The organism is Lacibacter sp. (genome assembly GCF_035299325.1).
Taxonomy (GTDB): domain Bacteria; phylum Bacteroidota; class Bacteroidia; order Chitinophagales; family Chitinophagaceae; genus Lacibacter.
This window is the reverse complement of the sequence record NZ_DATGWT010000040.1, coordinates 108,375-132,944: the sequence shown is the minus strand read 5'-3', so window position 1 is coordinate 132,944 and position 24,570 is coordinate 108,375. Positions and strand designations below refer to the sequence as shown.

Annotated in this window: 30 protein-coding genes, 1 tRNA gene and 1 other RNA gene; 20 read left to right on the top strand and 12 right to left on the bottom strand. The window is 40.2% G+C overall.

The genetic code is table 11. The features are described from left to right. Positions 1–57 precede the first annotated feature (57 nt). Complete coding sequence (locus VK159_RS21250) at positions 58–819, top strand: tRNA1(Val) (adenine(37)-N6)-methyltransferase (RefSeq protein WP_324232184.1); 762 nt, start codon at positions 58–60, stop codon at positions 817–819. A gap of 43 nt (positions 820–862) precedes the next feature. Here the strand turns inward: VK159_RS21250 and VK159_RS21245 are convergent, their stop codons facing one another. Then, on the bottom strand, positions 863–2,065 hold the full coding sequence (locus tag VK159_RS21245; protein ID WP_324232183.1) for an NAD(P)-dependent oxidoreductase: 1,203 nt from the start codon (positions 2,063–2,065) through the stop codon (positions 863–865). Positions 2,066–2,332: 267 nt separating this feature from the next. Here VK159_RS21245 and VK159_RS21240 point away from each other — a divergent pair. The 4 genes from VK159_RS21240 to VK159_RS21225 all read left to right on the top strand — a co-directional run bounded on the left by VK159_RS21240 (position 2,333) and on the right by VK159_RS21225 (position 3,903). After that, positions 2,333–2,416 (top strand) — tRNA-Leu (locus tag VK159_RS21240). A 53-nt stretch (positions 2,417–2,469) separates the two neighbouring features. Continuing rightward, positions 2,470–2,739, top strand: a complete 270-nt coding sequence (locus tag VK159_RS21235; RefSeq protein WP_324232182.1) for a GIY-YIG nuclease family protein — start codon at positions 2,470–2,472, stop codon at positions 2,737–2,739. 360 nt (positions 2,740–3,099) lie between these two features. After that, positions 3,100–3,393 (top strand): hypothetical protein, encoded by a 294-nt coding sequence (locus VK159_RS21230; RefSeq protein WP_324232181.1) that lies wholly within the window; start codon positions 3,100–3,102, stop codon positions 3,391–3,393. Between the two features lie 3 nt (positions 3,394–3,396). Beyond that, entirely contained in the window at positions 3,397–3,903 is a 507-nt protein-coding gene (locus tag VK159_RS21225) for an SRPBCC family protein (protein WP_324232180.1), read from the top strand. A gap of 54 nt (positions 3,904–3,957) precedes the next feature. On the opposite strand, the gene VK159_RS21220 is transcribed toward VK159_RS21225, so the two are convergent. The 6 genes from VK159_RS21220 to VK159_RS21195 form a co-directional block, all read right to left on the bottom strand. Continuing rightward, positions 3,958–4,674 carry an SDR family oxidoreductase gene (locus tag VK159_RS21220; protein WP_324232179.1) on the bottom strand — a complete coding sequence of 239 codons (717 nt, stop codon included), beginning with the start codon at positions 4,672–4,674 and terminating at the stop codon, positions 3,958–3,960. Between the two features lie 50 nt (positions 4,675–4,724). After that, the gene (locus VK159_RS21215) at positions 4,725–5,819 is read right to left on the bottom strand and encodes an FAD-binding domain-containing protein (protein WP_324232178.1); all 1,095 of its coding nucleotides are present in this window, start codon (positions 5,817–5,819) and stop codon (positions 4,725–4,727) included. A 7-nt stretch (positions 5,820–5,826) separates the two neighbouring features. Further along, positions 5,827–6,117, bottom strand: a complete 291-nt coding sequence (locus VK159_RS21210) for a hypothetical protein (protein WP_324232177.1) — start codon at positions 6,115–6,117, stop codon at positions 5,827–5,829. 88 nt (positions 6,118–6,205) lie between these two features. After that, the gene (locus tag VK159_RS21205) at positions 6,206–7,654 is read right to left on the bottom strand and encodes an SDR family oxidoreductase (protein ID WP_324232176.1); all 1,449 of its coding nucleotides are present in this window, start codon (positions 7,652–7,654) and stop codon (positions 6,206–6,208) included. Positions 7,655–7,657: 3 nt separating this feature from the next. After that, entirely contained in the window at positions 7,658–7,930 is a 273-nt protein-coding gene (locus VK159_RS21200; RefSeq protein WP_324232175.1) for a TIGR03643 family protein, read from the bottom strand. Beyond that, the gene (locus VK159_RS21195; RefSeq protein WP_324232174.1) at positions 7,927–9,408 is read right to left on the bottom strand and encodes a cryptochrome/photolyase family protein; all 1,482 of its coding nucleotides are present in this window, start codon (positions 9,406–9,408) and stop codon (positions 7,927–7,929) included. Before VK159_RS21195 ends, VK159_RS21200 begins: the two co-directional genes overlap by 4 nt. 51 nt (positions 9,409–9,459) lie before the next feature. Here VK159_RS21195 and VK159_RS21190 point away from each other — a divergent pair, with 51 nt between their 5' ends. Together VK159_RS21190 and VK159_RS21185 are read left to right on the top strand one after the other, a co-directional pair. Beyond that, positions 9,460–10,089, top strand: coding sequence for a flavin reductase family protein (locus VK159_RS21190; RefSeq protein WP_324232173.1), 630 nt, complete (start codon positions 9,460–9,462; stop codon positions 10,087–10,089). A gap of 22 nt (positions 10,090–10,111) precedes the next feature. Beyond that, entirely contained in the window at positions 10,112–10,804 is a 693-nt protein-coding gene (locus VK159_RS21185; protein ID WP_324232172.1) for a Sir2 family NAD-dependent protein deacetylase, read from the top strand. Between the two features lie 90 nt (positions 10,805–10,894). Here VK159_RS21185 and fsa read toward each other — a convergent pair whose 3' ends face one another. The 3 genes from fsa to VK159_RS21170 form a co-directional block, all read right to left on the bottom strand. Then, positions 10,895–11,548 carry a fructose-6-phosphate aldolase gene (gene fsa, locus VK159_RS21180; RefSeq protein WP_324232171.1) on the bottom strand — a complete coding sequence of 218 codons (654 nt, stop codon included), beginning with the start codon at positions 11,546–11,548 and terminating at the stop codon, positions 10,895–10,897. 75 nt (positions 11,549–11,623) lie between these two features. Beyond that, positions 11,624–11,723: signal recognition particle sRNA small type (ffs, locus tag VK159_RS21175), an RNA gene on the bottom strand. Positions 11,724–11,846: 123 nt separating this feature from the next. Continuing rightward, positions 11,847–13,151, bottom strand: coding sequence for a DUF5103 domain-containing protein (locus tag VK159_RS21170; protein WP_324232170.1), 1,305 nt, complete (start codon positions 13,149–13,151; stop codon positions 11,847–11,849). Between the two features lie 176 nt (positions 13,152–13,327). Between VK159_RS21170 and VK159_RS21165 the strand changes: the two genes are divergently transcribed. From VK159_RS21165 to VK159_RS21125, 9 genes are all read left to right on the top strand, one after another. Then, a complete protein-coding gene (locus VK159_RS21165; RefSeq protein ID WP_324232169.1) occupies positions 13,328–14,560 on the top strand; it encodes an ABC transporter permease in 1,233 nt (410 codons plus the stop codon). A 227-nt stretch (positions 14,561–14,787) separates the two neighbouring features. Beyond that, complete coding sequence (locus VK159_RS21160; RefSeq protein WP_324232168.1) at positions 14,788–15,621, top strand: hypothetical protein; 834 nt, start codon at positions 14,788–14,790, stop codon at positions 15,619–15,621. A 191-nt stretch (positions 15,622–15,812) separates the two neighbouring features. After that, positions 15,813–16,235: a DUF1801 domain-containing protein gene (locus VK159_RS21155; protein WP_324232167.1), complete on the top strand. Its 423-nt coding sequence runs from the start codon at positions 15,813–15,815 to the stop codon at positions 16,233–16,235. Positions 16,236–16,386: 151 nt separating this feature from the next. Then, complete coding sequence (locus VK159_RS21150; RefSeq protein WP_324232166.1) at positions 16,387–16,710, top strand: metalloregulator ArsR/SmtB family transcription factor; 324 nt, start codon at positions 16,387–16,389, stop codon at positions 16,708–16,710. A gap of 6 nt (positions 16,711–16,716) precedes the next feature. Further along, a complete protein-coding gene (locus VK159_RS21145) occupies positions 16,717–17,181 on the top strand; it encodes an SRPBCC family protein (RefSeq protein WP_324232165.1) in 465 nt (154 codons plus the stop codon). A gap of 6 nt (positions 17,182–17,187) precedes the next feature. Continuing rightward, a complete protein-coding gene (locus tag VK159_RS21140) occupies positions 17,188–17,592 on the top strand; it encodes a DoxX family protein (protein ID WP_324232164.1) in 405 nt (134 codons plus the stop codon). Between the two features lie 8 nt (positions 17,593–17,600). After that, positions 17,601–18,179: a YdeI/OmpD-associated family protein gene (locus VK159_RS21135; protein WP_324232163.1), complete on the top strand. Its 579-nt coding sequence runs from the start codon at positions 17,601–17,603 to the stop codon at positions 18,177–18,179. Continuing rightward, positions 18,172–18,798 carry a DUF4256 domain-containing protein gene (locus VK159_RS21130; RefSeq protein WP_324232304.1) on the top strand — a complete coding sequence of 209 codons (627 nt, stop codon included), beginning with the start codon at positions 18,172–18,174 and terminating at the stop codon, positions 18,796–18,798. Before VK159_RS21135 ends, VK159_RS21130 begins: the two co-directional genes overlap by 8 nt. Before the next feature lie 63 nt (positions 18,799–18,861). Then, positions 18,862–19,431 carry a cysteine hydrolase family protein gene (locus tag VK159_RS21125; RefSeq protein ID WP_324232162.1) on the top strand — a complete coding sequence of 190 codons (570 nt, stop codon included), beginning with the start codon at positions 18,862–18,864 and terminating at the stop codon, positions 19,429–19,431. 115 nt (positions 19,432–19,546) lie between these two features. On the opposite strand, the gene VK159_RS21120 is transcribed toward VK159_RS21125, so the two are convergent. Next, entirely contained in the window at positions 19,547–19,756 is a 210-nt protein-coding gene (locus tag VK159_RS21120; RefSeq protein ID WP_182801215.1) for a VF530 family DNA-binding protein, read from the bottom strand. 126 nt (positions 19,757–19,882) lie between these two features. Between VK159_RS21120 and VK159_RS21115 the strand changes: the two genes are divergently transcribed. The 3 genes from VK159_RS21115 to VK159_RS21105 all read left to right on the top strand — a co-directional run bounded on the left by VK159_RS21115 (position 19,883) and on the right by VK159_RS21105 (position 21,736). Beyond that, positions 19,883–20,473 carry a 2OG-Fe(II) oxygenase gene (locus tag VK159_RS21115; protein WP_324232161.1) on the top strand — a complete coding sequence of 197 codons (591 nt, stop codon included), beginning with the start codon at positions 19,883–19,885 and terminating at the stop codon, positions 20,471–20,473. A gap of 133 nt (positions 20,474–20,606) precedes the next feature. Further along, the gene (locus VK159_RS21110; protein WP_324232160.1) at positions 20,607–21,185 is read left to right on the top strand and encodes a hypothetical protein; all 579 of its coding nucleotides are present in this window, start codon (positions 20,607–20,609) and stop codon (positions 21,183–21,185) included. Between the two features lie 323 nt (positions 21,186–21,508). Continuing rightward, positions 21,509–21,736: a CDGSH iron-sulfur domain-containing protein gene (locus VK159_RS21105; RefSeq protein WP_324232159.1), complete on the top strand. Its 228-nt coding sequence runs from the start codon at positions 21,509–21,511 to the stop codon at positions 21,734–21,736. 482 nt (positions 21,737–22,218) lie between these two features. Here the strand turns inward: VK159_RS21105 and VK159_RS21100 are convergent, their stop codons facing one another. Then, positions 22,219–22,581 (bottom strand): hypothetical protein, encoded by a 363-nt coding sequence (locus tag VK159_RS21100; protein WP_324232158.1) that lies wholly within the window; start codon positions 22,579–22,581, stop codon positions 22,219–22,221. Between the two features lie 362 nt (positions 22,582–22,943). Here VK159_RS21100 and VK159_RS21095 point away from each other — a divergent pair, with 362 nt between their 5' ends. Then, positions 22,944–23,876, top strand: a complete 933-nt coding sequence (locus tag VK159_RS21095) for a methyltransferase domain-containing protein (RefSeq protein ID WP_324232157.1) — start codon at positions 22,944–22,946, stop codon at positions 23,874–23,876. The last annotated feature ends 694 nt before the right edge of the window (positions 23,877–24,570 follow it).

Below are 24,570 nucleotides of genomic sequence, written 5' to 3'. Positions count from 1 at the left end.
AGTTAGTCTTTAGCCGATAGTAGTTAGTTACAAGTCATTACTCATCACTCATTCATAATGCCCAATAGTTATTTCCAATTCAAACAATTTACAATTCAGCAGGAAAAAGCTGCGTTAAAAGTAAGTACCGACAGTTGTCTGTTTGGAGCGTGGGCAGCGGAGGAAGTACGTAGCAGGAATTACGAGGTACGAAGTCCGGCTAATTCACTCGCCATTCACCATTCACCACTCACGATATTAGACATTGGTGCAGGTACCGGGCTCTTGATGTTGATGCTTGCACAGAAATGCGATGCATTGATCGATGGAATTGAAATTGACGAACCTTCATTCCAACAAGCAAAGGAAAATATTGAAGTTTCACCCTGGAAAGAACGATTACAGTTGTTTCATGCTCATGTTAAACAATTCAGTTTTTCTAAAAAATACGATCTTGTCATTTCCAATCCGCCTTTTTATGAAGGCGATTTAAAATCGGGTGCCGCAAATCGTAACGTGGCCATGCATGATCAAGGTTTGAAACTGGATGAATTAGTACAAGTAGTTGATTTGAATTTAACCGAAGATGGAAGATTTGCGGTTTTACTTCCCTATGCACGTGCAGAAAGAATGATCGAGTTAGCAAAAGCAGTCAATCTTCAACTTCAAACGCATGTGCAGGTGAAGCAAACTGTAAAGCATAGTTATTTCCGTTCAATATTATTGTTCAACAGAAGGGACATGGGGCCTGTTATTGAGGAGCTTGCTATAAAAGATGAAAGCAATCAATATACAAATGAATTTATCGGCTTGTTGAAAGATTACTATTTGTATTTATGACGGACATCGAACAGTTCGTACTTCGTACATCTAACATCGTACATTATTTCGCACCTGCATACTCTTTCAGATAGTCATATTCATCTGTCAATACACCTGCTTTCAACATCGTGGCACGGTTTAAAATCGTAGAGCCGCCTTTCACCAAATCTTCCAATACATATTTAATAAGTTGCTCACCAAAATACCGGGAAGCATCTCTTGGTAACTCATTGGGCAAGTTGCCAACAGCCATTACATCTACTGACGTAGGTAAGTAAGGAGCTGTTTTCTGCAGCGTAATTTTATCAACTCCATAAACAGGATCAGCAATCGTTGAATCGCCGATGTTAATGGGAATAGAACCACCTGTGTCATTAGTTATATCAGCAATGGTCTGGATCTTGAACGATGCATTACGAAACTCATCCAGTGAAAACAAAGAAGGAATACTTTTATCCCAATACACACCGTTCAACAGAATATCCGTTTGCTTAACAAAAGGAGAGAAGCTGCATTTATATTCTTCGGGATGTTCGTGAAAGTTATCACGGTTGTAAGTACCATCATCTTTTCGTTCGTACAGATCACGACCTTTCAAATGCACATACACAGGGTATTCGTATTGACGATGTAAATAATCGAACGGCTCCACTTCATTTACACCCAACAGGTTCATAATTTCCAGTAAGCCATGTGCCACTCGACCGCTGCCGGTTATAGCAATTTTTATCTTCGGAAGCTTCAATCCAAAATAAGTATGAATAAGCTGGCGGTAATCACGCACATCACCAACACGTCCCAATTTAAACGCACCTGTACGATTGCCGAAAGCCATCATTCCGTTGTGAGCACCAACCACACCTGCAAAAAAACCAAAGCCGATGATGCGTTGTCCGTCATCATGGGTTAAACATTCATAATCGATGAGTGTGATCTTTTTTTCAACCATGGCCCGCATCAGTTTTTGGTTATGTTGCTGAGCTTTTTTGGTATGCGAAAAGAAGAAATACGTTTTGTTGGGGATCAGTTCTTCAACAGGCACTTCTTTTATACCGAACAACACATCGCAATGGCTCATGTCCTCCATTACTTCCACCCCGGCTGAGCTGTATTCTTTATCGGTAAAACAGCGCAGGGGCGACGCTTGCACCACGATCTTTACATCGCTTGTGTTCTTATGAACCCACTTGCATTGGGCTGGCGTGAGGGCCACACGGTTATCGGCGGGTGTTTTTCCTTCTCTGATAAGTCCTATCGTAAGCATTTCAATCGTTTAAGGGCTTGCAATATAAGATTTAAGAAAAAGTAGCACGCATAAAAAATTTCATACGAAAGCAAAGATTCTGTAATATTGCAGCCCCAAAGGAAAGCCTTTTGCCGCCACGGCAAAAATGCTTGAGCCGGACGGGTGAGTTCTTAAAAAATAGTTATTACAAGCCCATGTGGCGGAATTGGTAGGTGCATCCCGATCAATATCGGGACATTCGCAAGGATGTTAAAGCCGACCGATTTAAAAATGTAATAGTCACATGCCCATGTGGCGGAATTGGTAGACGCAGCAGACTCAAAATCTGCCATTCGCAAGGATGTGAAGGTTCGATTCCTTTCGTGGGCACAATTTTTTTTACCCGCTCTTCATTAGAAGGCGGGTTTTTTTATTTTCACAACATGATTGTTGTATACGTCATAGAAAGTTTAACTGATAATACAAGTTATACGGGCATGGCAAAAGATGCTGAACATAGATTAATGGAGCACAATGCCGGGAAAAACAGATTTACAAAAGGACATCGCCCTTGGAAAATTATTTATACCGAAACACATCTTGATTGGGCTTCTACAAGATCAAGAGAAAAGTACTTGAAGTCAGCAGCAGGTAAACGTTGGTTGACTAATTATTTCGATTCGCAAGGATGTGAAGGTTCCCTGCCCGAATGACTCGGTCAGGCGGGGATTCCTTTCGTGGGCACAATTTTTTTTACCCGCTCTTCATTAGAAGGCGGGTTTTTTATTGCCCGTCAAACGCCCTCGTAGGACTGGCTTACTTTTACACACCTGTTTTCACTTTTTTAAGCTTGTTCATTTGGTTTAGCGAATACAAACTAAAAAGTAGATTTCATCTAATATCTTTTTGCCGGTTACGCAATCGTTCCCATCATTCGTTCAACTTTATGAAAGTTATAGTTTGTTGAATTCGTAACTTTGAAAGCCGATCGTTCGATCAACATTCGTTAAATCTCCCATGCTGAGCGAACAATTTCGCCTCCCGTTTATTATTCATTATATAATTCAATCACCATGCGAAAAGGAATTGCAGAAGCCCGAAGTGCCACGATCGAATTCAACAAAAAAGCATTGGATCAGTTGCAAAGCAAAGGGTACAAGTTTGTTCAGGTAAAAGGGTTAACGGTAGATAAACATTACGATTATGTGGAACCACATTTTCTCGTACTCGTACCAATGAAAGAACTACCTACTGATCCGATAAAGAGAGATATTTATGAACCTATCGGCAGCGAATTGCTGTATCAATGGGCAAGTGAAACGAATGAATATCCCGAAATCGTTATTGCAAATAATCTTTACAACTAATCAATGGCAACGTTCTCGTTAAAAACTGTACAACAGATCCCTGTTGATATAGAAACGGCCTGGGAATTCTTTTCCAATCCGGCAAACCTGCAAAAGATCACACCAAATGATCTTGGCTTCAAAATTCTTTCGAAACATCATGGTGCAAAAATGTATCCGGGACAGATCATCGAATACAAAGTGAAGCCTGTTCTTGGAATTCCTGTTTACTGGATGACAGAGATCACTCATGTAAAGGATAAGGAATTCTTTGTAGATGAACAACGCTTTGGTCCCTACCAGCTATGGCATCACCAACATCATTTTAAAATCATTGATGGTGGTGTGGAGATGACGGATATTGTACATTACCGCAACCCACTTGGCTTTTTAGGCAACATCGCTAATACATTATTTGTGAAAGCACAGCTGAAGAAAATTTTTCAATACAGGATCAAAGTTGTAGAAGAAATGTTTGGTAAATGGCCAACAGCACAAACGAATAGTGTGGAATTTCATAAAGCAGCATAAACGAAAAACCGTTTCTATAAACAAGAACGGCTGCCCATTGGCAGCCGTTCTTGTTTATATTGCCTGATGATTGAATGGTTGCACCACCATTTCGCTTACCACTGCACTGGTTGGTTGCTGGCATAAGAACCAAATGGCTTTTGCTGCTTCTTCAGCCATCACCATTTTATCACGTTGTACACGCAGATCAATGGTATCCCAAAAAGGCGTATCAACACCCCCAAGAAATAAATTGGTAATGCGGATCTCAGTTCGCTTTACTTCTTCACGAATGCTTTGCATCATGCCGTTCAGTCCATACTTCGATGCACTGTAAGCAGCTGCTCCCAACATCGGTACTTTACCAAGAATGCCGGGGATATTTATGATCAAGCCTTTCTTTGTTTCTTTCATATTCGGCAGAAAAGCTTTCACCAACAGGAAAGGTGCATAGAGGTTGGTATGGATGGTTTGCATAAACTCAGCTTCAGTTAATGTATCAGATGATTTGATAATACCCAGCCCTGCTGCATTTACTAATACATCAATAGATGGGTATTGTGCAAAGAATTGTTCTTTCAACACTGCAACTTCAGATGGTTTGCTGATGTCGAGTGCCAGTGTTTTTGCTGAAGGGAGATTTAACTCCTGTGCCAGTGCAGCCAGTTTTTCGCTGTTACGACCTGCAAGGAATAAATTGGCTCCGCTGCCTGCTAATAATTTCGCCACTCTGCTGCCAATGCCGCCCGTTGCCCCAACGATCAATACGTTTTTATTTTTTACTGATTCCATGAAAAGAGTTTATGCTTCAACAAAAAAGAAATGCTTTGGTTGAGCGACAGCTATAAATAACGTTCACATTTTTTCCAATAGCTGAAAAATGAATTAAAGTAACCCGTAATCTGTGGGAACATCCAGTCTCGACTGTCCTTTGTCCCAGTATAATGTTGAAAGGCCGGATGTTCTTTGGAGATGATGACTGCATCGTCTGTTAATTGCTTTAGCTCATTAAACTCGCCCACAAAAAGCTGTATGCCTTCAATATTCTTCGACAGATCGAGGATGAACTGCAACACTTTTCCACTCACGGGATAACTTGCAAAATGCGATGGCTCCAGTAACAGTATCCGGTTGGCATCTTCATCTTTTCTCCAGTCAGGATCGAGGTTGTAGGAGTTATAGATCAACACCGGTTTGGATGGATCGATGTTGATTGCAACTGCTGTTGGCAAATCGGTGTGTAATGATAAATTAACTGTTTGCTGCAGTGCATCCGGGATATCCATTTCCGGTAATTCTTCATAACTCTTATCAAGAAATGTATTTCGTTGATTGCTGTTGCAGTACTTATTAATATTTTCCTGGTTGCAATAATATTTTTTGGATGAGAAAGCTGCCGCAACCCATTGCCAGCTGCAGTTGTTACTGGCCAGATCACCATCGAGCAAATGATAATACATCCATCTACTTGGTTGATGCCAATGCGCTTTACCAATATTACAAACAATGGAGGCGGTGTACATACGTGCATGGTTATGCATGTAACCTGTTTCGTAGAGTTTGCTGATTTGCTCATCAATCGCTTCGATACCTGTTTCAGCATTGGAAACACTGCTGATCATTTGGGTATGCTTTACATCAACCTGTTCTTGTTTCAATGCGGCGTTAATAGCAGCTGTTCCTTTTGCCTGCCATACCCGTTGAAAATATTCACGCCAGGCAAGTTCCTGCAGAAATTTTTCTACTTGGTAATGCTTGTAACCTTTCTGCAGTACTATCTCTTTCACCTGCTTTACACTGATCACGCCACGTGAAATATAGGGCGACAGATACGTAACATCACCATCAATAAAATTTCTCGTTTTTCCGTAACGGATGGAGTCAACGTTTTCAATACGTTCGAGAATAGAGGAGTAGTCTGTAGCAAACGAAATCATCTTCAACTTATTTAATTGTACGGCATTTGTACGCCCAATAGATTAAAACAGGATGTATAACAAGCAAACGAACCCATGCTACCCATGCAGGTACGCACAAGGAATCGCTCAAGCATCCGCCTTTCTGAATAAAGTAAATATGTGCCGGTAAAAAGGCGATCAGTAAAAACAGGATGGCATTGCAGCCAAGTTTTCTTGTTGATGGAATCAATACAGCAATGCCTGCTAAAACTTCACCAGCGCCACTTGCATAGTTGAGCAGTGCATGATAAGGAATGTAATCGGGTATCAACGGCAAATAAAATCAGGATTGATGAAATGATTGATGCCTCCGAGAACAAAGAAAATGCCTAATAGATTAACAGCGATTTTAGGTAGATATGTTCTCATACTTTTTGATGATCTTCCTTTACAATTTGATTGATCATTCCATTGAAAATAAAATAATGAAACGGTACCACGCTGTACCAATATAATCGACCCCAGATCCCTTTCGGACGAAAGGTTGCAACCTGTCTTAACTGTAGTTTATTTTTCAACTTCATAATGCGGAATTCCAACCATGCTTCGCCGGGCAATTTCATTTCAGCATACAACAGCAAACGTTTTTGTGTTTTATCCGCAACAAGAACCCGCCAGAAATCCAACGCATCACCGGCTTCAATTTTGTTGGTATTGGTACGTCCACGACGAAGACCAACACCTCCAAATAACTTATCAAGAAAGCCACGTAGCAGCCAGAGATGATTACCGTAATACCAACCGGTTTCGCCTCCAATACTCCAGATCTTCCTCAGTATCGCATCAACCTGCTCTGGTTTGATCTCCCGTTGTTTTACATCTCTGTAACAACCAAACTCAGGCACCCGCATATATTGCATTAACTGCAACGATGTTTTGCTGCTGCTGAATGCATCTTTCCAGCTGCTCACCACCATGTTCTGTTCAATTTTTTCAAACGCAAGCGCTACAGCTTCTTTATACGTGAATGGTTTTATATGTAATTCTTTTTCCAGATTATTCGGTCTGCAAATCACATCTATTTTCATGCTGTTTACCAGGTTTACTGCAAGCGGATAAGAAGTAGAGGTAAGAAAGTATAACCAATACGACGAAATGCGTGGCGTCATGACAGGTAAGGTGTAGATGTAACGTTTCAATCCACGAACCTCAGCAAACTGCAGAATCATTTGTTTATAGGAAAGTACTTCACGTCCGCCAATATCAAAATCCTGATTGTAAGTCGATGTTTTCAACATCACACCCATTAAATACTGCAATACATTCCGCACGGCAATGGGCTGACATTTGGTATTGAGCCATTGCGGGGTGATCATGACCGGTAGTTTCTCTGTAAGATCACGGATGATCTCAAACGATGCACTACCCGAACCCACAATGATACCTGCACGTAAAATGGTTAACGGTATATTGGTTGCTCTTAAAATACTTTCTACATGCAAACGGGAGGAGAGATGTTGCGACAGATGTTCGGCATTAACAATTCCACCGAGATAAATAATCTGTTGCGTATTGGTTTGCTTGATAAGTCGATTAAAGTTTTCTGCACAGGTTTGTTCTTCCACTTCAAATGTTCCTGCAGCTGATGTTAATGAATGAATGAGATAAAATGCTACATCCAGTTCAACCGGTAGTTGTACTGCTCCCGGATTGAGAAAATCAATTTCGATAATGCGGATTTTCGGGTGACGATACTCTGCATCAAACCGTTCTTTGTTACGTACACAGCAATAGATGATGTGATCCTCCTGCAACAGCAACTGGATGAGTCGCTGTCCGATGTAACCATTGGCACCTGTAAGGAGGATATTCATTGTTTACCGTTTACTGATTTTGTTCATGCTGATGCTGCGTTGACGGTTGCATTTAAAACGGTTCACATCATCGCTCCGTAAAGCTATGTGTTTTGTAGACCGACCGGTCATGCGTTTCCGCCACATACGAAAGCTCGATGGTTTGCTGTTGGTCCGCATAAAAGCGATGACATCTTTTTCCTTTAACCCAAACTGTAGTTCAATGGCTTCAAAAGGAGTGCGGTCTTCCCAGGCCATTTCAATAATGCGGTCTTTATCTTCTATTGTAAAATTCATTGGTCAAGTTGTTGTAAAAATGTTTCAGCATTCTTTAAATGGGTTTTCTGTTTTTCAACCGCCATCTTATCAAATGTTTTAATCAACATACCCAAGCGTGGGTTTTGTAAAAAGAAATCCCGGTGTACATGCATAAAGCGCCAGAACAATCCATCCCAAACAGGCTGCCAGTTCCCCTTCTCATAATCACTCATCTTCATTAAGTAATTACTGCCGCTGATATAAGGTTTAGTAGTCATCAGTCCGCCATCTGCAAACTGCGTCATGCCATACACATTCGGCACCATTACCCAATCGTATGCATCAATAAACAGTTCCATGAACCAACGGTACACTTCATCGGGATCAAATTCGCAGAGCAACATAAAATTGCCCAGCACCATCAGGCGTTCAATGTGGTGACAGTAGCCTGTCTTCAATACTTTCTTAATCGTTTCATCAATGGGCAAAATACCCGTTGTGCCGGTCCAGAAACTCTCCGGTATTCTTCGTTTAAACTGCCAATAGTTGGTGGTTCGTTGTTTTGTTCCTTCACGTTCGTACACAATACGTATGAACTCACGCCAACCCATGATCTGCCGTACAAAACCTTCGAGTGAGTTGAGTGGGATATTGTGCTTCGCTGCTTCGTTCAAAACTTTATCCAATACCTGCTGCGGTGTAAGTAAACCTGTATTCAGCATGGGCGTAAGCACCGAGTGATGCAGGATATATTCTTTCGTTACAATGGCATCTTCATAAATACCGAACTGCTGGAAACGTTGTTCAATAAATTTGTCAAGCCATTTCTCCGCTTCATCAAAACTGCAAACAAAAAAATGTGGCGCATCAATGGAACCGTAGTTACTCGGAAAATTCTTGTCAACGTATTCAATTGCTTCTTTGATATACTTGTTTGGTTTTGGAAAATTTACAACCGGCGGCATTTGCTTCTTCGGGTATTTTTCCCTGTTCTCGGAATCAAAAGTCCATTTACCTCCGAGTGGTTTGCCATCTTTCTCCAACAATATCTTTCGCAGCTTGCGTTGATGCGTATAAAAATCGGTTTGGAAATACGTTTTCTTTTTGCTGAAGTATTCGGCTACTTCCTCTATTGTATTGATAAAGCCGGGTGTTGCATGAACAACGAGTTTGATCTTGTATTGCAGACAGGTTTCGTTGATGCGTTTCAACAACCAGTTATCGGCCACATCAGCAATATGAATTTCAGTGATCTTCTGTTTGGCCAATGAAGTGATCAGCTTTCGAACATCATTTTCAGCTTGTGTAGTATCAACATAATTTACTTTATATTTATTCTCTTTCAGCCATTGTGCATAAAACTGCATGGATGCACGGTGCAGCACCAGCTTCTGCTTATGGAATTTATACTGACGGAAAAACAACCATTCTTCGACCAAATAAACAGGGCGGCTTCCATCAAGTGCCGGATGCGACTTAAACAATTGGTGAGGAAAGATCAACGTAACGGAACTCATAGGCAAACACAACAATTTTCAATGCAGAATGTTTAGCATTCAAAAAGAACAATGGCTTTCTTCAGTTTGGCAGATATTCAGAGTTGGGAACGGTTTTACAGAGGTAATTTCATCAACAGTCTCAGTGGTTTTAAAAGCGCCAGTTTAATTGCAACTGTAAACAAAGAAGGGATCAGCAATGTCGCCATCTTCAGCAATATTGTACATATTGGTGCCGATCCTGCCCTCATTGGCTTTGTCAACCGACCAAAAGAAGCGGCGCCGGACACGCTCAATAATATTGAAGCAACGGGAGCGTATACCATTAACCTCATTCCTGCAAATCTCATTGAACAGGCGCATCAAACCAGTGCAAAGTATGCAGAGAGTGAATTCAATGCAGTTGGTTTAACGGAAGAGTTTACAGCATACAGCAAAGCACCGTTTGTGTTTGAAAGTCCGGTGAAATACTCGATGGAGCTGAAAGAAATCATTCCCATTAAATTCAACAATACATTTTTTGTGATTGGTGCAGTTACAGCTGTGTTTGCAGATGAACAGATTTTGGCAGCCGATGGTTTTCTCGATTTGGAAAAAGCCAACATCATTACCTCACTTGGTATTGATGGTTATTATGCAACAGAAAGACTGGCGAGGTTTAGTTATGCAAAGCCGGGCAAAGAACTTACCCGCATCGATTAAACTCTTTCTTTATTTTTGATGTATGCACAAAAAGAAACTGGTTGTACTCACCGGAGCAGGCATCAGTGCCGAGAGTGGCTTGCGTACATTTCGTGACAGTGATGGTTTATGGGAAGGATATCAAATAGAAGATGTTGCCACGCCACATGCATGGCGAAAGAATCCGCAACTGGTGCTTGATTTTTATAATTATAGAAGGAAAGATGTATTGAATGCCCAACCCAATGCAGCGCATATTGGCTTGGCTGAATTGGAAAACGATTTTGATGTAACCATCATCACACAAAACATCGATGACCTGCATGAACGTGGCGGCTCCACCAATATTCTTCATCTGCATGGGCAGATATTAAAAATGCGTAGCGAACGTGACGAGCATTTAATCTATGATATTAAAGGTGATATTATGTTGGGCGATAAAGCGGAAGACGGTGCACAGCTTCGTCCGCATATTGTATGGTTTGAAGAAGCAGTACCAATGATAGAAGAAGCTGTGCCCATTGTTGAACAAGCCGATTTTTTTGCAGTGGTTGGTACGTCGTTGGTTGTTTACCCGGCAGCCGGATTAATTACTGTGGCTGCTGATGCCATTCCAAAATTCATTGTAGATAAAAAGATTCCTTACACATCTGCAATACACAACGTAACAGCAATAGAAAAACCGGCAACAGAAGGAGTGAGGGATTTGAGAGAACTGTTATTGCGATTGAAATAAATGACTTGCCTCATGCTTAAGCATGGGGCAAGTCATAAACAAAAAAGCTGTTCCTTTCAGAACAGCTTTTCTTATTGAGAGAGAATTCAATTATTGAAACTTCTTTGCATCCTCTAAAAATTGCGCCAAGCCAATATCCGTTAACGGGTGTTTTAATAAGCCAAGAATTGAACTTAACGGACAAGTACAAACATTTGCACCTAATTCAGCTGCCTGGATAATGTGCAACGGTGTGCGGATAGATGCAGCAAGAATTTCTGTTTCAAAACCTTGTAATGAATAAATGTTAGCGATCTGGCCAATCAATGCCATACCATCCCAACCGCCATCATCAATACGACCAATAAACGGGGATACATATGTAGCACCTGCTTTAGCAGCAAGAATTGCCTGGCCTGCGCTGAATACTAACGTACAGTTGGTTTTAATACCGTTATCGCTAAAATATTTCAGGGCTTTGATACCATCTTTGATCATTGGCACTTTCACCACAATGTTCGGGTGAATAGCAGCCAGTTTTTTACCTTCTTCTACTATGCCTGCAAAATCGGTACTGATCACTTCTGCGCTGATATCACCATCAACCATTTCGCAAATGGTTTTGTAGTGTTGCGTAATTGCATCGGTTCCTTTAATGCCCACTTTAGCCATTAACGATGGGTTAGTAGTAACACCATCAAGAATACCTAATTCGTTCGCTTCCTTAATTTGTGAAAGGTCTGCTGTGTCAATGAAAAATTTCATGCGTAAAGTTTGGTTGTTTTGAAGATGAAAAAATGTTCGTTTGTAAAGGGGCATCTTCAAACAGGAAAAGAAAAAAAATGGCAGGTTACTTACATCGCACCGCTACAACCGCTTACCCTTGCTGCGTTCCCACCCTGGGGGAGTTCAGCAGGAGCTGGTCGTGCAAGACCTGCCGGCGCAAAGATAAGGGAATGAGGGAAAAGTTGAAGGTAGAAAAGTTGAAAGTTTAAAGTTTGTTCAAAACCCCGTCACCCGTGTAAAACCCGGCGACGGTTGATAATGTAAACTGATTCTGTACTTACAATATCCTGTTATTATTAAAGTTTGGTCGGTTAGCTAAAGAGTTCACCTGTGTCATTCCAACCAATTCATCAACACGGCCGCCAAGTGGTTTGTAGTAAACAAGAATGGTGTATGTATTTTCAGCTTCCCACCAATTGCCTTCTGTTACTTCTGTGCTGATCTGTTTGCTGGTTTTATCTTTTGTTACATAAATATAATCGTACAAGGCCTGCTTCAGAAATTGTTTGGTTTCATACATACCGGTCTCAGTATTAAACTGTAAGCGGTTGGCATCAGTTAATTCATAATTCGTGAGCTCACCAAACAAGTAAAGATCTTTGTTTGGTATTTCTTTTCGATCGGGAGTTGAGTAGCGGAAATAGACCGTAGCGTAATCGCCCTGCCAGTAAGGATTGTTCTGTTCAATATTTCCTAACTGGTAAAACCCATTGAAATCACGGTAATACATGTAGCGAAGATCTTTCCGCTCACCTTCGGGTTTAATATAGAGCGTTTGACCTGTATTAGTGTAATCACCTTTCTCTACACGATCGGTTTGTAAACGAAAACTTGTAAGATCAACCCAGCGCCATTCTTTCTGCGCAGGAAACAAAGCCTGCGCTTCAGTATTATATTCAAGAATATTCTGACGGATAAAAGTTGGTTGCAGATTACTGATGCTGTTATCCCAACGGTAATTCTGCAGTATCACCACTTTGATCTGTTGAAAAATATTTGTGGGTTTGATGTTCTGCACGTTTACACTGAACTGCGTTTTTTGATGTGTTCTGAAAACGGTTGAATTAAATGGTTGCACTACAGTTGCACCTGCAGAAACTTTGGTATCGATCACCAAGAAACGTTTGGTGAAAGCCACTTGTGATGTATCTCCATTGGTAAATACTTTCAACACATAATTGCCACTACGGGTTGGGGTAGTATTGCGGTCGGGCAGGTTGGCTGTATAGTGTGTGTAACGGGTAAGTACAAGCGAAGAGTTACGGTAAGTATTGATGCGAACATTCGAAAAGCCTTTCATGTAATCGAATTGGCTGAGCATGGCCTGGGTCCAATCGGCATTGCAAAGTGTGAACGTGTAAGAATAATATTTTACATCAGCATCCATATCATCAAAATGCAGTTCAAGCTGGTCGCCACTGTTAAGTCGTATGATCGGGTAGCTGAGCTGATCGCCTTTTACATGAAATTTCACCGAACGGATATTGCTTTTGTAAATTCTATCAGCTTCCTGTGCCAGGACTGTACTGTTGAATAATAAACCCAAAACAAGACAAGCAAAAAGGCGTTTTATCTGTTGCATGATGCGTTAATTTAAAACCTGCTGTTACAGAGATTCAAAACAAGTGGAAATAGTTGCTTCCGTCACAAGGTTGCCAACCTTTCGGTAAATGTTCGAAAAAGGTGAGACTTCTTTATGCGGTTGGCAACCTTTTCTGACAGAAACCATTAGTTTTACAACCTTTCAAAGATAAAGATTTGAACATTGCATCGTTTATAGCACGGCGGTTGGTTTTTCAACGAAACCAATCTTTTTCACGGTTCATCATCCGGTTGTCTGCGGCTGCCACAGCCATCAGCGTTGCGGTGATGATCCTTGCGTTTGCATTTGTGGAAGGCTTTCAATACACCGTAAGCAGTAAAGTGTTCAGCTTTTGGGGACACCTGAGGGTGCAGCAACAGCAATCATCTGTATCAGGATTAGCAGAGGAGTTACCGGTTGAGAAAAATGATACGGTGTACAACACACTCAAAGCACATCCCAATGTGCAATTGGTAGATGCATTCGCCACCAAATCGGCCATGCTTAAAACCAGTGAAACCATTGAAGGTGTTTTACTGAAAGGAGTGGACAAGCAATTCTCCAAAGAACGGTTGCAACCGTTTATGCAGGAAGGTAAGTGGCTGGAGTTTGATGACAGCGTGCAAAATAACCAGATCGTTATTTCAACTTACACCGCTAAACAGATCAATGCAAAAGTGGGCGATCGTATTCTTATTTATTTTATTGATAACAACAGTACGGCTCCACGTGTGCGGCCTGTTACTGTGAGTGGTATTTATAAAACAGGGATTGAAGAATACGATAAAACATTTGCCATTATTGATATGAATCTCATCCGCCGTTTAAACGGATGGACCAATACGCAGATCGGTGGTTATGAAGTTACCTTAAAAGATTACCGAACCGATTATAAAACCAACAACCAACTACTCGACGAGTTGCCTGTTGTTTGGTTCAGCACACCGCTGCGGGAAATTTATCCAAACATCTTCGATTGGCTGGCATTGCAAAGCACCAACAAAACGGTGATCTTAATTATCATGTGTATTGTGGCGGTGATCAATTTAATTTCCTGTCTCATCATTCTTGTTCTTGAACGTTCACGAATGATCGGCTTACTCAAGGCCACAGGAGCAACTAACAACCAGGTGCAGGTGATCTTCTGGAACCAGGCATTGATCATTGCAGTGGTTGGTCTTACGCTCGGTACACTACTTGGTCTTGGTATTTGCTGGCTGCAACAAACCACCGGTTTTATTAAACTCGATGAAAGTGCTTACTATGTAGCCACTGCACCTATTCGTGTGTTGTGGTGGCAGGTGTTGCTGATTAATGTAGTAACGTTTGTGGTAAGCTTTTTAATTCTGTTTATTCCTTCGTTGCTGGTGAGAAAGATGAGCCCGGTGAAGGCGTTGAGATTTGAGTAGTGGTATTTGTTTTTAGCAACAATCAAACGCTGGTGGATCTCAAAAAATCGAGAAATCAGAACGCTGAGAATTTCGCAGAGAAGCATTTGCACTAAGCTCTTTTTCTCCTGTTCTCTGCGGTAAAAAAAACTACTACATTACCATAATCATCGTTACAGTAACATACTCCTTTATGGGTATTGGCTGCATTTGCAGAATCGCTATTTTTGTTTTTAAATTAATCCCCGATGCCAGCAGTACCCAATCCCTCAATTGTTCTGAAAACTGTTTTCCTGTTTGTTTTAGTTGTTCAATCGTTTTGCGCTGCATCTCAACAGGCCAGCCCCGATGATCTTGAATATTATAATCTTGCTCCCAACAGGTTAAATTCTGATCGCACATTAAAGCTTGCTTATATCAGGCAAACAGACAATAATACAATATTGTATGTTACCTATACCTGCGCAAATAAAGCAACAGCTTTTTCAGGATTGTATCTTAACAATCTCCGCATTGTTGACAAAGCAAGCGGTAAAACTTATACCGCTACCAATACATGGGGTTTGCCCACAAGAGCCGACAGTAAATTTTTTCTTTACAATTTAGGTGGGCCAATGTTTTTTCGCATTGATTTTCCACGCTTGCCACGTTCCGTTAAAGTAATTGATATACTTGAAGGCAATGGCACGGGTACTGAAACCTACAATTTTACATTCAAGAATGTAAATGTGAGTGGCTCTTACCAGATGACTTCGGGAGACGAGGAAGAATTTGATGAATATCTATATATGGGTTTTTATGTAAAAAGTTTTTATACACATGAGCCGGTGATTATTGATATGTATGTAGATAATCATTACCTGGGTAAAATTGAAAAATATATTACTTCACCAACATACACACCTAAGTGCTATGAAGATGGAACGTTTTCAGTTTGTTTCCCGAAATCTGATAAACGCAGACTTTATGCAACAGGTAAATCTTCAATCAAAACTTACACCTGGAATTTTGAATTTACACCTGGCGGAGGCTTGCTAACCGAGGGTGATTGCGACGTAACGAAGTTATCTGTACCTAAGTAAGCCCCCGTTTCAACATCAGAATTGCATGGCTACATGGTAACTCTGCGGCCGTATACAACTCAACGAAGTAATGATCTCTAAAGTGCAAAACGGCAAGATCGTTATGAGCAAGTATTCTGCTAAATATCATTATTTATCTTCAGCAGGTTTTCTACATTTGGAAAGCGTATAGCCAACTCTAAAAAACTTGTATGGGTAAATTAGCAGAAATTAAAACGAAGCAAAATTCTTCCAGCGTAAATGATTTCATTAATGCTATTGCCGACGAACAAAAGCGTAGTGACTGCCGGGTCATTCTGAAGATGATGGAAAAAGCAACAAAAGAAGAACCAAAAATGTGGGGCAGTTCCATGATCGGGTTTGGGAAAGTGCGTTACAAAAGTCCTGCTACGGGTAGGGAAGTAGATTGGTTTAAAATTGGATTCTCGCCACGTAAAGCTAATTTTTCATTACACCTGATCGATCTCAAACTTCATACTGATGCATTACCAAAACTTGGTAAACACAAAACCGGCCTCGGTTGCCTTTATATCAACAAACTGGCAGACGTTGATATTAAAGTGTTGGAGAAAATGATTGGCGTTGCAGCAAAACATAAATTGTATCAGGATTGATACTTCTGCAGTTCTGTACTGAGCTACAAAACATATTTCCACAGCATAAACATCTCTCAATAAACCTGCCGTTACGGGTGCTGGTAAAAAAACTTAAAAAAATTGCGTAGCTAAATAACTACATATATATTTGTAGTCAAATAGCTACACAATGAACTTAAGAAGAGATGTATTCCAGGCCATTGCCGACCCGACAAGAAGAGCAATACTTCTGTTGGTAGCTTCGCAATCAATGACGGCAGGTGCAATAGCTGCCAACTTCGATACTGCAAGACCCACCGTTTCAAAACACTTACAGATACTCACGGAATGTGAGCTGTTAAAGCAAGAACAAAGCGGCAGGGAAATTTCGTATCACATCAATGCAAAAAAAATGAAAGAAGTGGCCGACTTTATTGAGCCATTCCGCAACATGTGGGATGACCGGTTTAATAAACTGGAAGCTGTGATGAAGAAATACAAAACAAAAAAATAGAGTCATATGGAACGTAAAACAAAAATACATGCTGAAGATGGCAAGCAGGAGATAACCATCACAAGAGAATTTGATCTTCCGGTAGAATTATTATTTAAAGCTTATGAAGAAGCCGGGATCGTTGAACAATGGATGGGAACAAAAGTGCTGAAGCTTGAAAGTAAAAAGCACGGTGCATATCAATTCGAAACAACTGATCCCATGGGGAATAAACATGCGTTCAATGGAACTATTCATGAGTTTATCCCGGAGAAAAAGATCATACGCACGTTTGAAATGGAAAACACGCCGTTTGACACCTGGCTTGAATACCTTGAGTTTGAAAAACTCACCGATGATACAAGTAAACTTACAATGCATGTGATTTATCGCTCAGTTGCACAACGGGATCAATTGTTGCAAATGCCTTTTGCGCAAGGGATCAATATGGCACATAACCGTATACAGGAAATTTTAAGTAAGTTAAAATAGCAAACTATGACAAAAAGAAACCGAATCATCTATTGGATCGCTACCGTTTGGCTTTCATTAGGAATGACGGCAACGGGAATACAACAATTATTAAAAGTACAACAGGAGGGAGCTGTAGCGCCGCCCGGCGTATATGGCATTAAAGAATTGGGCTATCCCGTTTATTTTCTTACAATCATTGGTGTTTGGAAAATTCTTGGTGTTGTGGCGGTGCTCATTCCTAAATTTCCTTTGCTAAAAGAATGGGCTTATGCTGGTTTTTTCTTTCTCACAACAGGAGCCATCTTTTCGCATATAGGATCGGGTAGTTCTGTGAATGAGTTATTTCCATCGTTATTACTTTTGTTACTCACGGTAGTATCCTGGTATTCCCGTCCTGCAGATCGAAAAGTCATATTTGTGAATCAATAATAACCGATATGAATCCAAACGTTGATTGGTACTTCAGTAAGAATGAAAATTGGGAGAAAGAGATCAATAAATTAAGAACGATCATTCTTGCCTGTGGATTAACCGAAGAATTGAAATGGGGTAGCCCCTGTTATACTTATGAAGGCAGTAATATTGTGTTGATACATGTATTTAAAGAGTACTGTGCCGTTTTGTTTTTTAAAGGCGCTTTGCTGAAAGACGACAATCGTATACTCATTCAACAATCAGAAAATGTTCAGTCTGCAAGACAGGTTCGCTTCACCAACAGTAATGAAATCGTGAAGTTGGAAAAAACAGTGAAAGCTTATATTTATGAAGCCATTGAAATAGAGAAAGCCGGTTTGAAAGTGAAATTGAAGAAAGTTGCCGATTATAACATGCCGGAAGAGTTTCAAAAGAAGTTAGCTAAGAACAAATCACTGAAAGCAGCATTCGAAAAATTAACACCGGGAAGACAAAGAGGGTACTTGCTGCATTTCTCTTCAGCCAAACAAGCCAAAACAAGAGAAGCAAGAGTTGAAAAATATTTGCAGAAAATTCTCGATGGAAAGGGATTGGATGATTAATGCTGAGTATGCAATGCGTAATGGTCAATTATCATCACGAATAAATAAAACAATGAGCAATTCTAAAAAGAAGTTATCAGCTTCACAGAGTGGAGAATTAATCAACATTTTGAAAATACGTTTCGAAAAAAACATGACACGTCACAAAGGTCTTGATTGGATCAAAGTACAGGCAAAGCTTGAAGCCAATCCTTCAAAACTTTGGTCGCTCAATGAAATGGAAATAACCGGCGGTGAACCGGATGTTGTTGGCTTTGATAAAAAGAGTGGGGAGTATATTTTTTATGATTGTTCAGCAGAAAGCCCAAAAGGCCGTAGAAGTGTTTGTTACGATCATGAAGCTTTGGAGAAACGAAAAGAACATAAACCGGAAAACAGTGCTGTTGAAATGGCAAAAGATATGGGCATTGAACTGTTAACAGAAGAACAATACCGGGAGCTTCAGCAATTTGGCGAGTTCGATTTAAAAACCTCCAGCTGGATCGTGACGCCTGCTGCTATCCGGAAACTCAACGGTGCGTTGTTTTGTGACCGTCGCTATAACACCGTGTTTGTGTACCACAATGGTGCAGAGTCGTATTATGCAGCAAGGGCATTCCGTGGTTCACTAAGAGTATGATCTGATAGATTCAAAAAAAATTATCAGACGCTTTAAAACTGTAAGAAAAATAAAAGGAAGTATATGACGATTTCAAAAAAGGATAACCCGGCACTGATCTTAATTGATTTTCAAAAAGCATTTGATGAGCTGGAATATTGGGGTGGACAAAGAAATAACCCACAGGCAGAAAGCAATGCCGGAGAATTGCTCAAAGTTTGGCGGGAAAACAATCTTCCGGTTTTTCATATCAAACATTGTTCATTAAACCCGACATCTCCGCTTAACGAACTAAACAGCGGAAATGAATTTAAGGACATTGTGAAGCCAAATGCAAATGAACCGATAATTAAAAAAAGTGTAAATAGCGCTTTCATTGGAACAACCTTAAAAGATCAACTTGACAGCGCCAACATTTCCAAACTTGTTATTGCAGGCTTAACAACTGATCATTGTGTTTCAACTACTACAAGAATGGCAGGAAATTATGGGTATGATACCTTCCTTGTGGCAGACGCCACTGCAACATTTAATAAGAAGGGAGTAAATGGAGAGAGTTTTTCAGCTGAATTAATTCACGAAACAGCACTTGCCAGTTTAAACGAAGAGTTTGCAAAAGTGGTGACTACCGACTTTATAAAGCAAAATATTTAAGGCCCGTCTGCAGAATTTCAACAGCTAAAATGCCGGACTGTAATAGTGTGCCGGTTTTCAATATTGATCAGAGTTGCGAATAGATATCCCTCGCACCAAGGAATTTATTATCCATTCACAAAATAGACAAGTACAACTCTTCTACCTTTTTTCTTGCCCATGGTGTTTTGCGTAAAAACGTAAGACTCGATTTAATACTGGGGTTGCTGTTAAAGCAATTGATGCGGATGATCTGTCCCAACTCTTTCCAGCCAAAATGGTCAACAAGAGCCGTTACAATCATTTCTAATGTTTTTCCGTGCAGGGGATCGTTCGATTGTTGCATGTGCAGTGTTTGATCTTACTGCAAAGAACACACTTTTTTATGAAGTAACAGTCGGCTTCTGGTCAATATGCCTGGTTGAGGTTAATTAGGCTATCTTCACCTGAGTTCATCGCTTCAAACCATTTATTGGAAAATATTTTTAACACACTCGTCAACAGCTTTAACGAAAACAAAGTAGGAATTGCAGAAGATTTTTTAAGTAAAGCTCTTTCATTACAGTTAAAGGCAAATTTGCAAACACTTTATGCTTCTCAGCAAATGCAGTCTGCAGGTACCGGTGGAAACAAAAATGTTCACTACGATCAATTATTCAGAAGCGATATGATCTATTGGCTCGACAGGAAGCATAACAATGAGCACGAAAATACATTCTTCGATCTTATGGATTCTTTCATTGTTTTCCTGAATGAGACCTGTTATACCGGAATAACCGGTTACGAATTTCATTATGCGTTGTATGAGCAGGGTAGCTTTTATAAAAAGCATCTTGATCAATTTAAGAACAACGACAGCCGCAAATATTCGATGATCATGTATCTCAATAGTGAATGGACAGAAGGTGATGGTGGAGAATTGTGCATCCATCATCAGGATCATATTGAAAATATATCTCCCATCAGCGGCAAAACTGTTTTCTTTAAAAGCAGCGAACTGGAACACGAAGTATTGCTGAGTAACAAGCCACGTATGAGTATTACGGGATGGTTAAAGTCATGAGAAAGATGCAATCCGTAACGACTATCCGGTAATAAAAACTGACGCTGCCCCCAACCGGTAAAAAAAAAGTTCAACAGGTAAATCATGAAGTTGATCTTTCCACTATTTTCGTGCCCCCAAAATCAAAACCTGTATGCATCAACTAAAACGCATCATCTTTATTCTTTTGCTTAGCCCTGCCTTTGCCGGCAACGCACAAACGAAATCTTCTTCAGGCAATCCGAAGCCGGTTCGCTTTTTACTGGGAGCCGCTTTCGAATTTGGAGGCGATAACCTGGCCGAAGTTTATTTTACCGACGGAAGCGTGCAAAAAATGAACAGCGGACAAGGAGGCACTTTGTTTGCAGGCGGACAGTTACGTTTAAACAAATCAGAAAAATTATTCCTGCGTGGGAGTGTGGGTATAAAATATCTTACTACCAAAGCCGACAATGCGCATATACGTCTTACCCGTATTCCTTTGCAATTATCGCTTAATTACATGCCTGTAAAAAAATGGCGATTTGCAACGGGCATTGTTTCGCACCAGGCAATTAATCTGAAGTTTGATGGTCTGGGGCAAAATGCAAAATTCACAGCTTCGCCGGGTTTGCAATTTGAAGCGGGTTACGGTTTGTTTGCATTGTCTTATACGTTAATGAAGTATAAGGATGCTGATAACGCAACATATAAGGCCAATGCTGTTGGGGTTACTATTTCCGGTGTTTTTTAATTGAACGCTCCTGTTACTGCCTGGTTACATCATTGTTGATCGCATCATCAACAGCGATCATTAAAAAGGCCAACTCTGAAAAGAGTCGGCCGCTCGAATTTCTTTATATAGGAAATTCGACAATGATGAATTCAAAGATGACTTAAAAAAGCAAACAATCATTGAATTTTTCTGTCATTTGTTTGTCCTGTTTTACAGTATAATGGTCATTGTATTTCATCTTAGAATCTCTCCTGCAGTTATGTTTGTTGCATAAAGTGCTACAGGTTGCATATTTTTAGTTTAAGTTCGTTTTTATTTAATAAGTACTTTAAAAAATACAGATGTCAAATACAAAAATTACGGTTAATAACAACGGGTCATTGAAAATTGAAGGCAGTTTTGAAATAGTGGATAAAAATGGTGCTGTCTATAATCTGCAGGGAAGAGAAATTGTTTCGTTATGCCGTTGTGGTTTGTCGAAAAATAAACCTTTCTGCGACAGTTCACATAAAGGGCATTTTGAACATGAGGCAATTGCTTTTGATTTGCCTCCAAAGAAAACAGTTTAACCCTTAGTCAACCGTTACTAAATCAGCAATAATAAACTGTTATTGAAAAAGTAATGGCAAAGCACATGTCACAGGTTTGCGCAGGCAAACCAGGGTTTCTTCGTGAGCCCGGCATACTAAAAACAAGTAACATGAATAAAGGCAATTCGGTTAAACTTAAACTTTTAACTGGCATAAGTTTTTTATCGATCCTGATTCCGGTTTTTCTATGGGTATTATGGGATCATTGTTTCACTTCACAAAGTAACCAAGCCGACAGAGTGAAAATGTACAACAGTTATTTTCCTGAGTTTTTACATGGGCGATATACTTTATCACTTATTTCCTTACTGTCTAGTATTCTCGGAATAATACTGACCACTGTTTATTTTCACAGAAGAACCTCTTCGTTAAAAGTTATGAATGTTATTGCACTTGCGGTTGCAATTTTAATGACAATGCTGTCACTGTTTTCGTTAATGTAATTCTCAAAAAGCAGATAATTACTGTTTAGTAATACTTTTTCGTTGACTACGTTTTGTTTGGAAATAAATGCCAAGCAGGGTAGCTGCAGGAATCACAATAAATGCTATTGCATAGGTAGTGCCAATTCCATTCATAAATCCGGTGAAACCGTTTTTTCTTACAGCTAAAAAGCAGATAATTAAGGTTGGTATGCACATCAACAGCCCCAGCCACTTTCTATTGGCTGGAAGTTTCCCGCCCAATAAATAACCTGCTGCAAGAAATACAATAAAGTCTGCAATGTTAAAAGGGTCAAAAAACATATAAACAACCTTCAATACGGCGAGTAGTAGCCCGATTGCTAATAATTGAATAACGCTATAGCTTGTACTTGTGCTCATATACTTGTATTTAATGAGTAAGATAAAAGATTATGTTGCCAAATTCAACATATCAGAATATTTGTATTATGTAGATGATGGTTGATGCAAGTGTGCAGTACATGATACCCTGGTTCATCTCTTTAAAAACAAACAGATAGTTATGAACAGATTTGTGATGAATCAAGCCAAGGGTTAATCAACTCTGCCTGTCAGGTTTCAAACCGATTAATCAACTGTTCAATTTAATTATTCTACAGTTCGGTTGTATTTAATTGCCGGCCTTTCTTTCTGCATACAATTTTGTGTGATCAATTTGTATTTGAAGGATAAATCTTCAAATGCATTTACATCAAAACTTAATTCACAAAACGAACAAAAAAATGCAGACGACACCTATCTCAACTCAAATTGCACAGCAGGATTTTATTGTAGCAGAAATTGAAGCGCTTATTGAACAGGGCGGACCACGACCACATCAGTATGCTTATGCTGATTACCTGTTTGAAGAAATCGGTAAAAAGTTAAAAGCAGAAGAACTGCCTGCAGAAGTTGGCAGCAACTTATTGAAGCAATGCAAGTTTTTACAAACAAACGATTCCATCATGGGGCATATCCGTAACAAACCCTATGGCTATGCCGGTGATTTTATGATCATTGAGCGGATATACCTCAACGAAGCACAACCATCAACCAGCCATTATTATTGGGATCAGTATTCGCTGGAGCATGTTGCAGCAAAAGCAGTGCGTAACCGTAAAGAATATTTTAAAAACACAATGACCAATCGTATTGAACAGACGGAAGCTCCATTACGTTTGCTTGATGTAGCAAGTGGTCCTGCAAGAGATCTGAAAGAACTGTTTGAAATCATTCAACCGCAGAGTATGAACGTTACTTGCGTTGAAATGGACAGCCGTGCCATTGAGCATGCAACAAACATCAACGCATCGCATGGTGGTGAAATCAAATTCATCAACCAAAATATTTTCAAGTTTCGTACCGAAGAAAAATTCAACATCGTTTGGTCGGCAGGGTTATTCGATTATTTCTGCGACCGCAGTTTTGTAGCAGTATTAAAAAGGCTGATTGAATTTGCAACAGAAGACGGAGAAATTATAATTGGAAATTTCAGCGATGAAAACCCAAGCCAAATTTATATGGAAATGGTAGGCGATTGGATATTAAACCATCGCAGTGCCCAACATCTTACAGAACTGGCCATTGCCGCTGGTGCCCATTCTCAACAAATTACTGTGGGTAAGGAGCCTGAAGGTATCAACCTGTTTTTGCATATTAAGAAAGGGGAGTGGTGAGTAATGAGTGATGTAATGAGTAATGAGTGATGAGTGATGAGTGGTCCGTCTCCCGTGGATGGTACAGGCACTTTACGCCCACTTTTAAGACGATTAAAAGCGCTCAAATAGGCAAAACAATACCTGTCAGCAAACGAACTCTTGTATATTCAATGCCTCCTGTCTGCCGGTTCTCTCAAACAGTGGCCCCTGGATGTATATATTCAACTAACTGCGGACAGTTACACCATGGCATTGGTTAGCCATACATGATTTGTTCAAACGTGCTATAAACGCTCTTTTTCGGCAAAAAGCGGCAAAAAGTGACAAAAGTGGCATAAATGGCCAGTTGGTTTTTTGCAAAGATTTGCAGTTTCTATCTTGTGTGTATGGCGAAACAAATCGGGTTATTACAAATCACCGGTACTGTTCATGGTATTTGCTTTTATAAGATGGATGGCAAGTACTATGCACGGAAGAAGAGCAGTCTGTCGGCGGAACGGGTGAAGCATGATCCTGCCTTTGCGGAAACGATGCGGTATGCAGAACGAATGGGGATTGCCTCAAAGATTGCATCTGTTGTTTACAGGCAGCTTGTGCCCGTGGGTGAGCGAAGCAGAGAGAAATACCGAGAGGTGGTGGGGATGGTGATGAGAGAGTTGGCGAAAGTTGGAAGCGTTGCTTTACAAGAGGAAGGCAGCCACGGAGGCAAAAA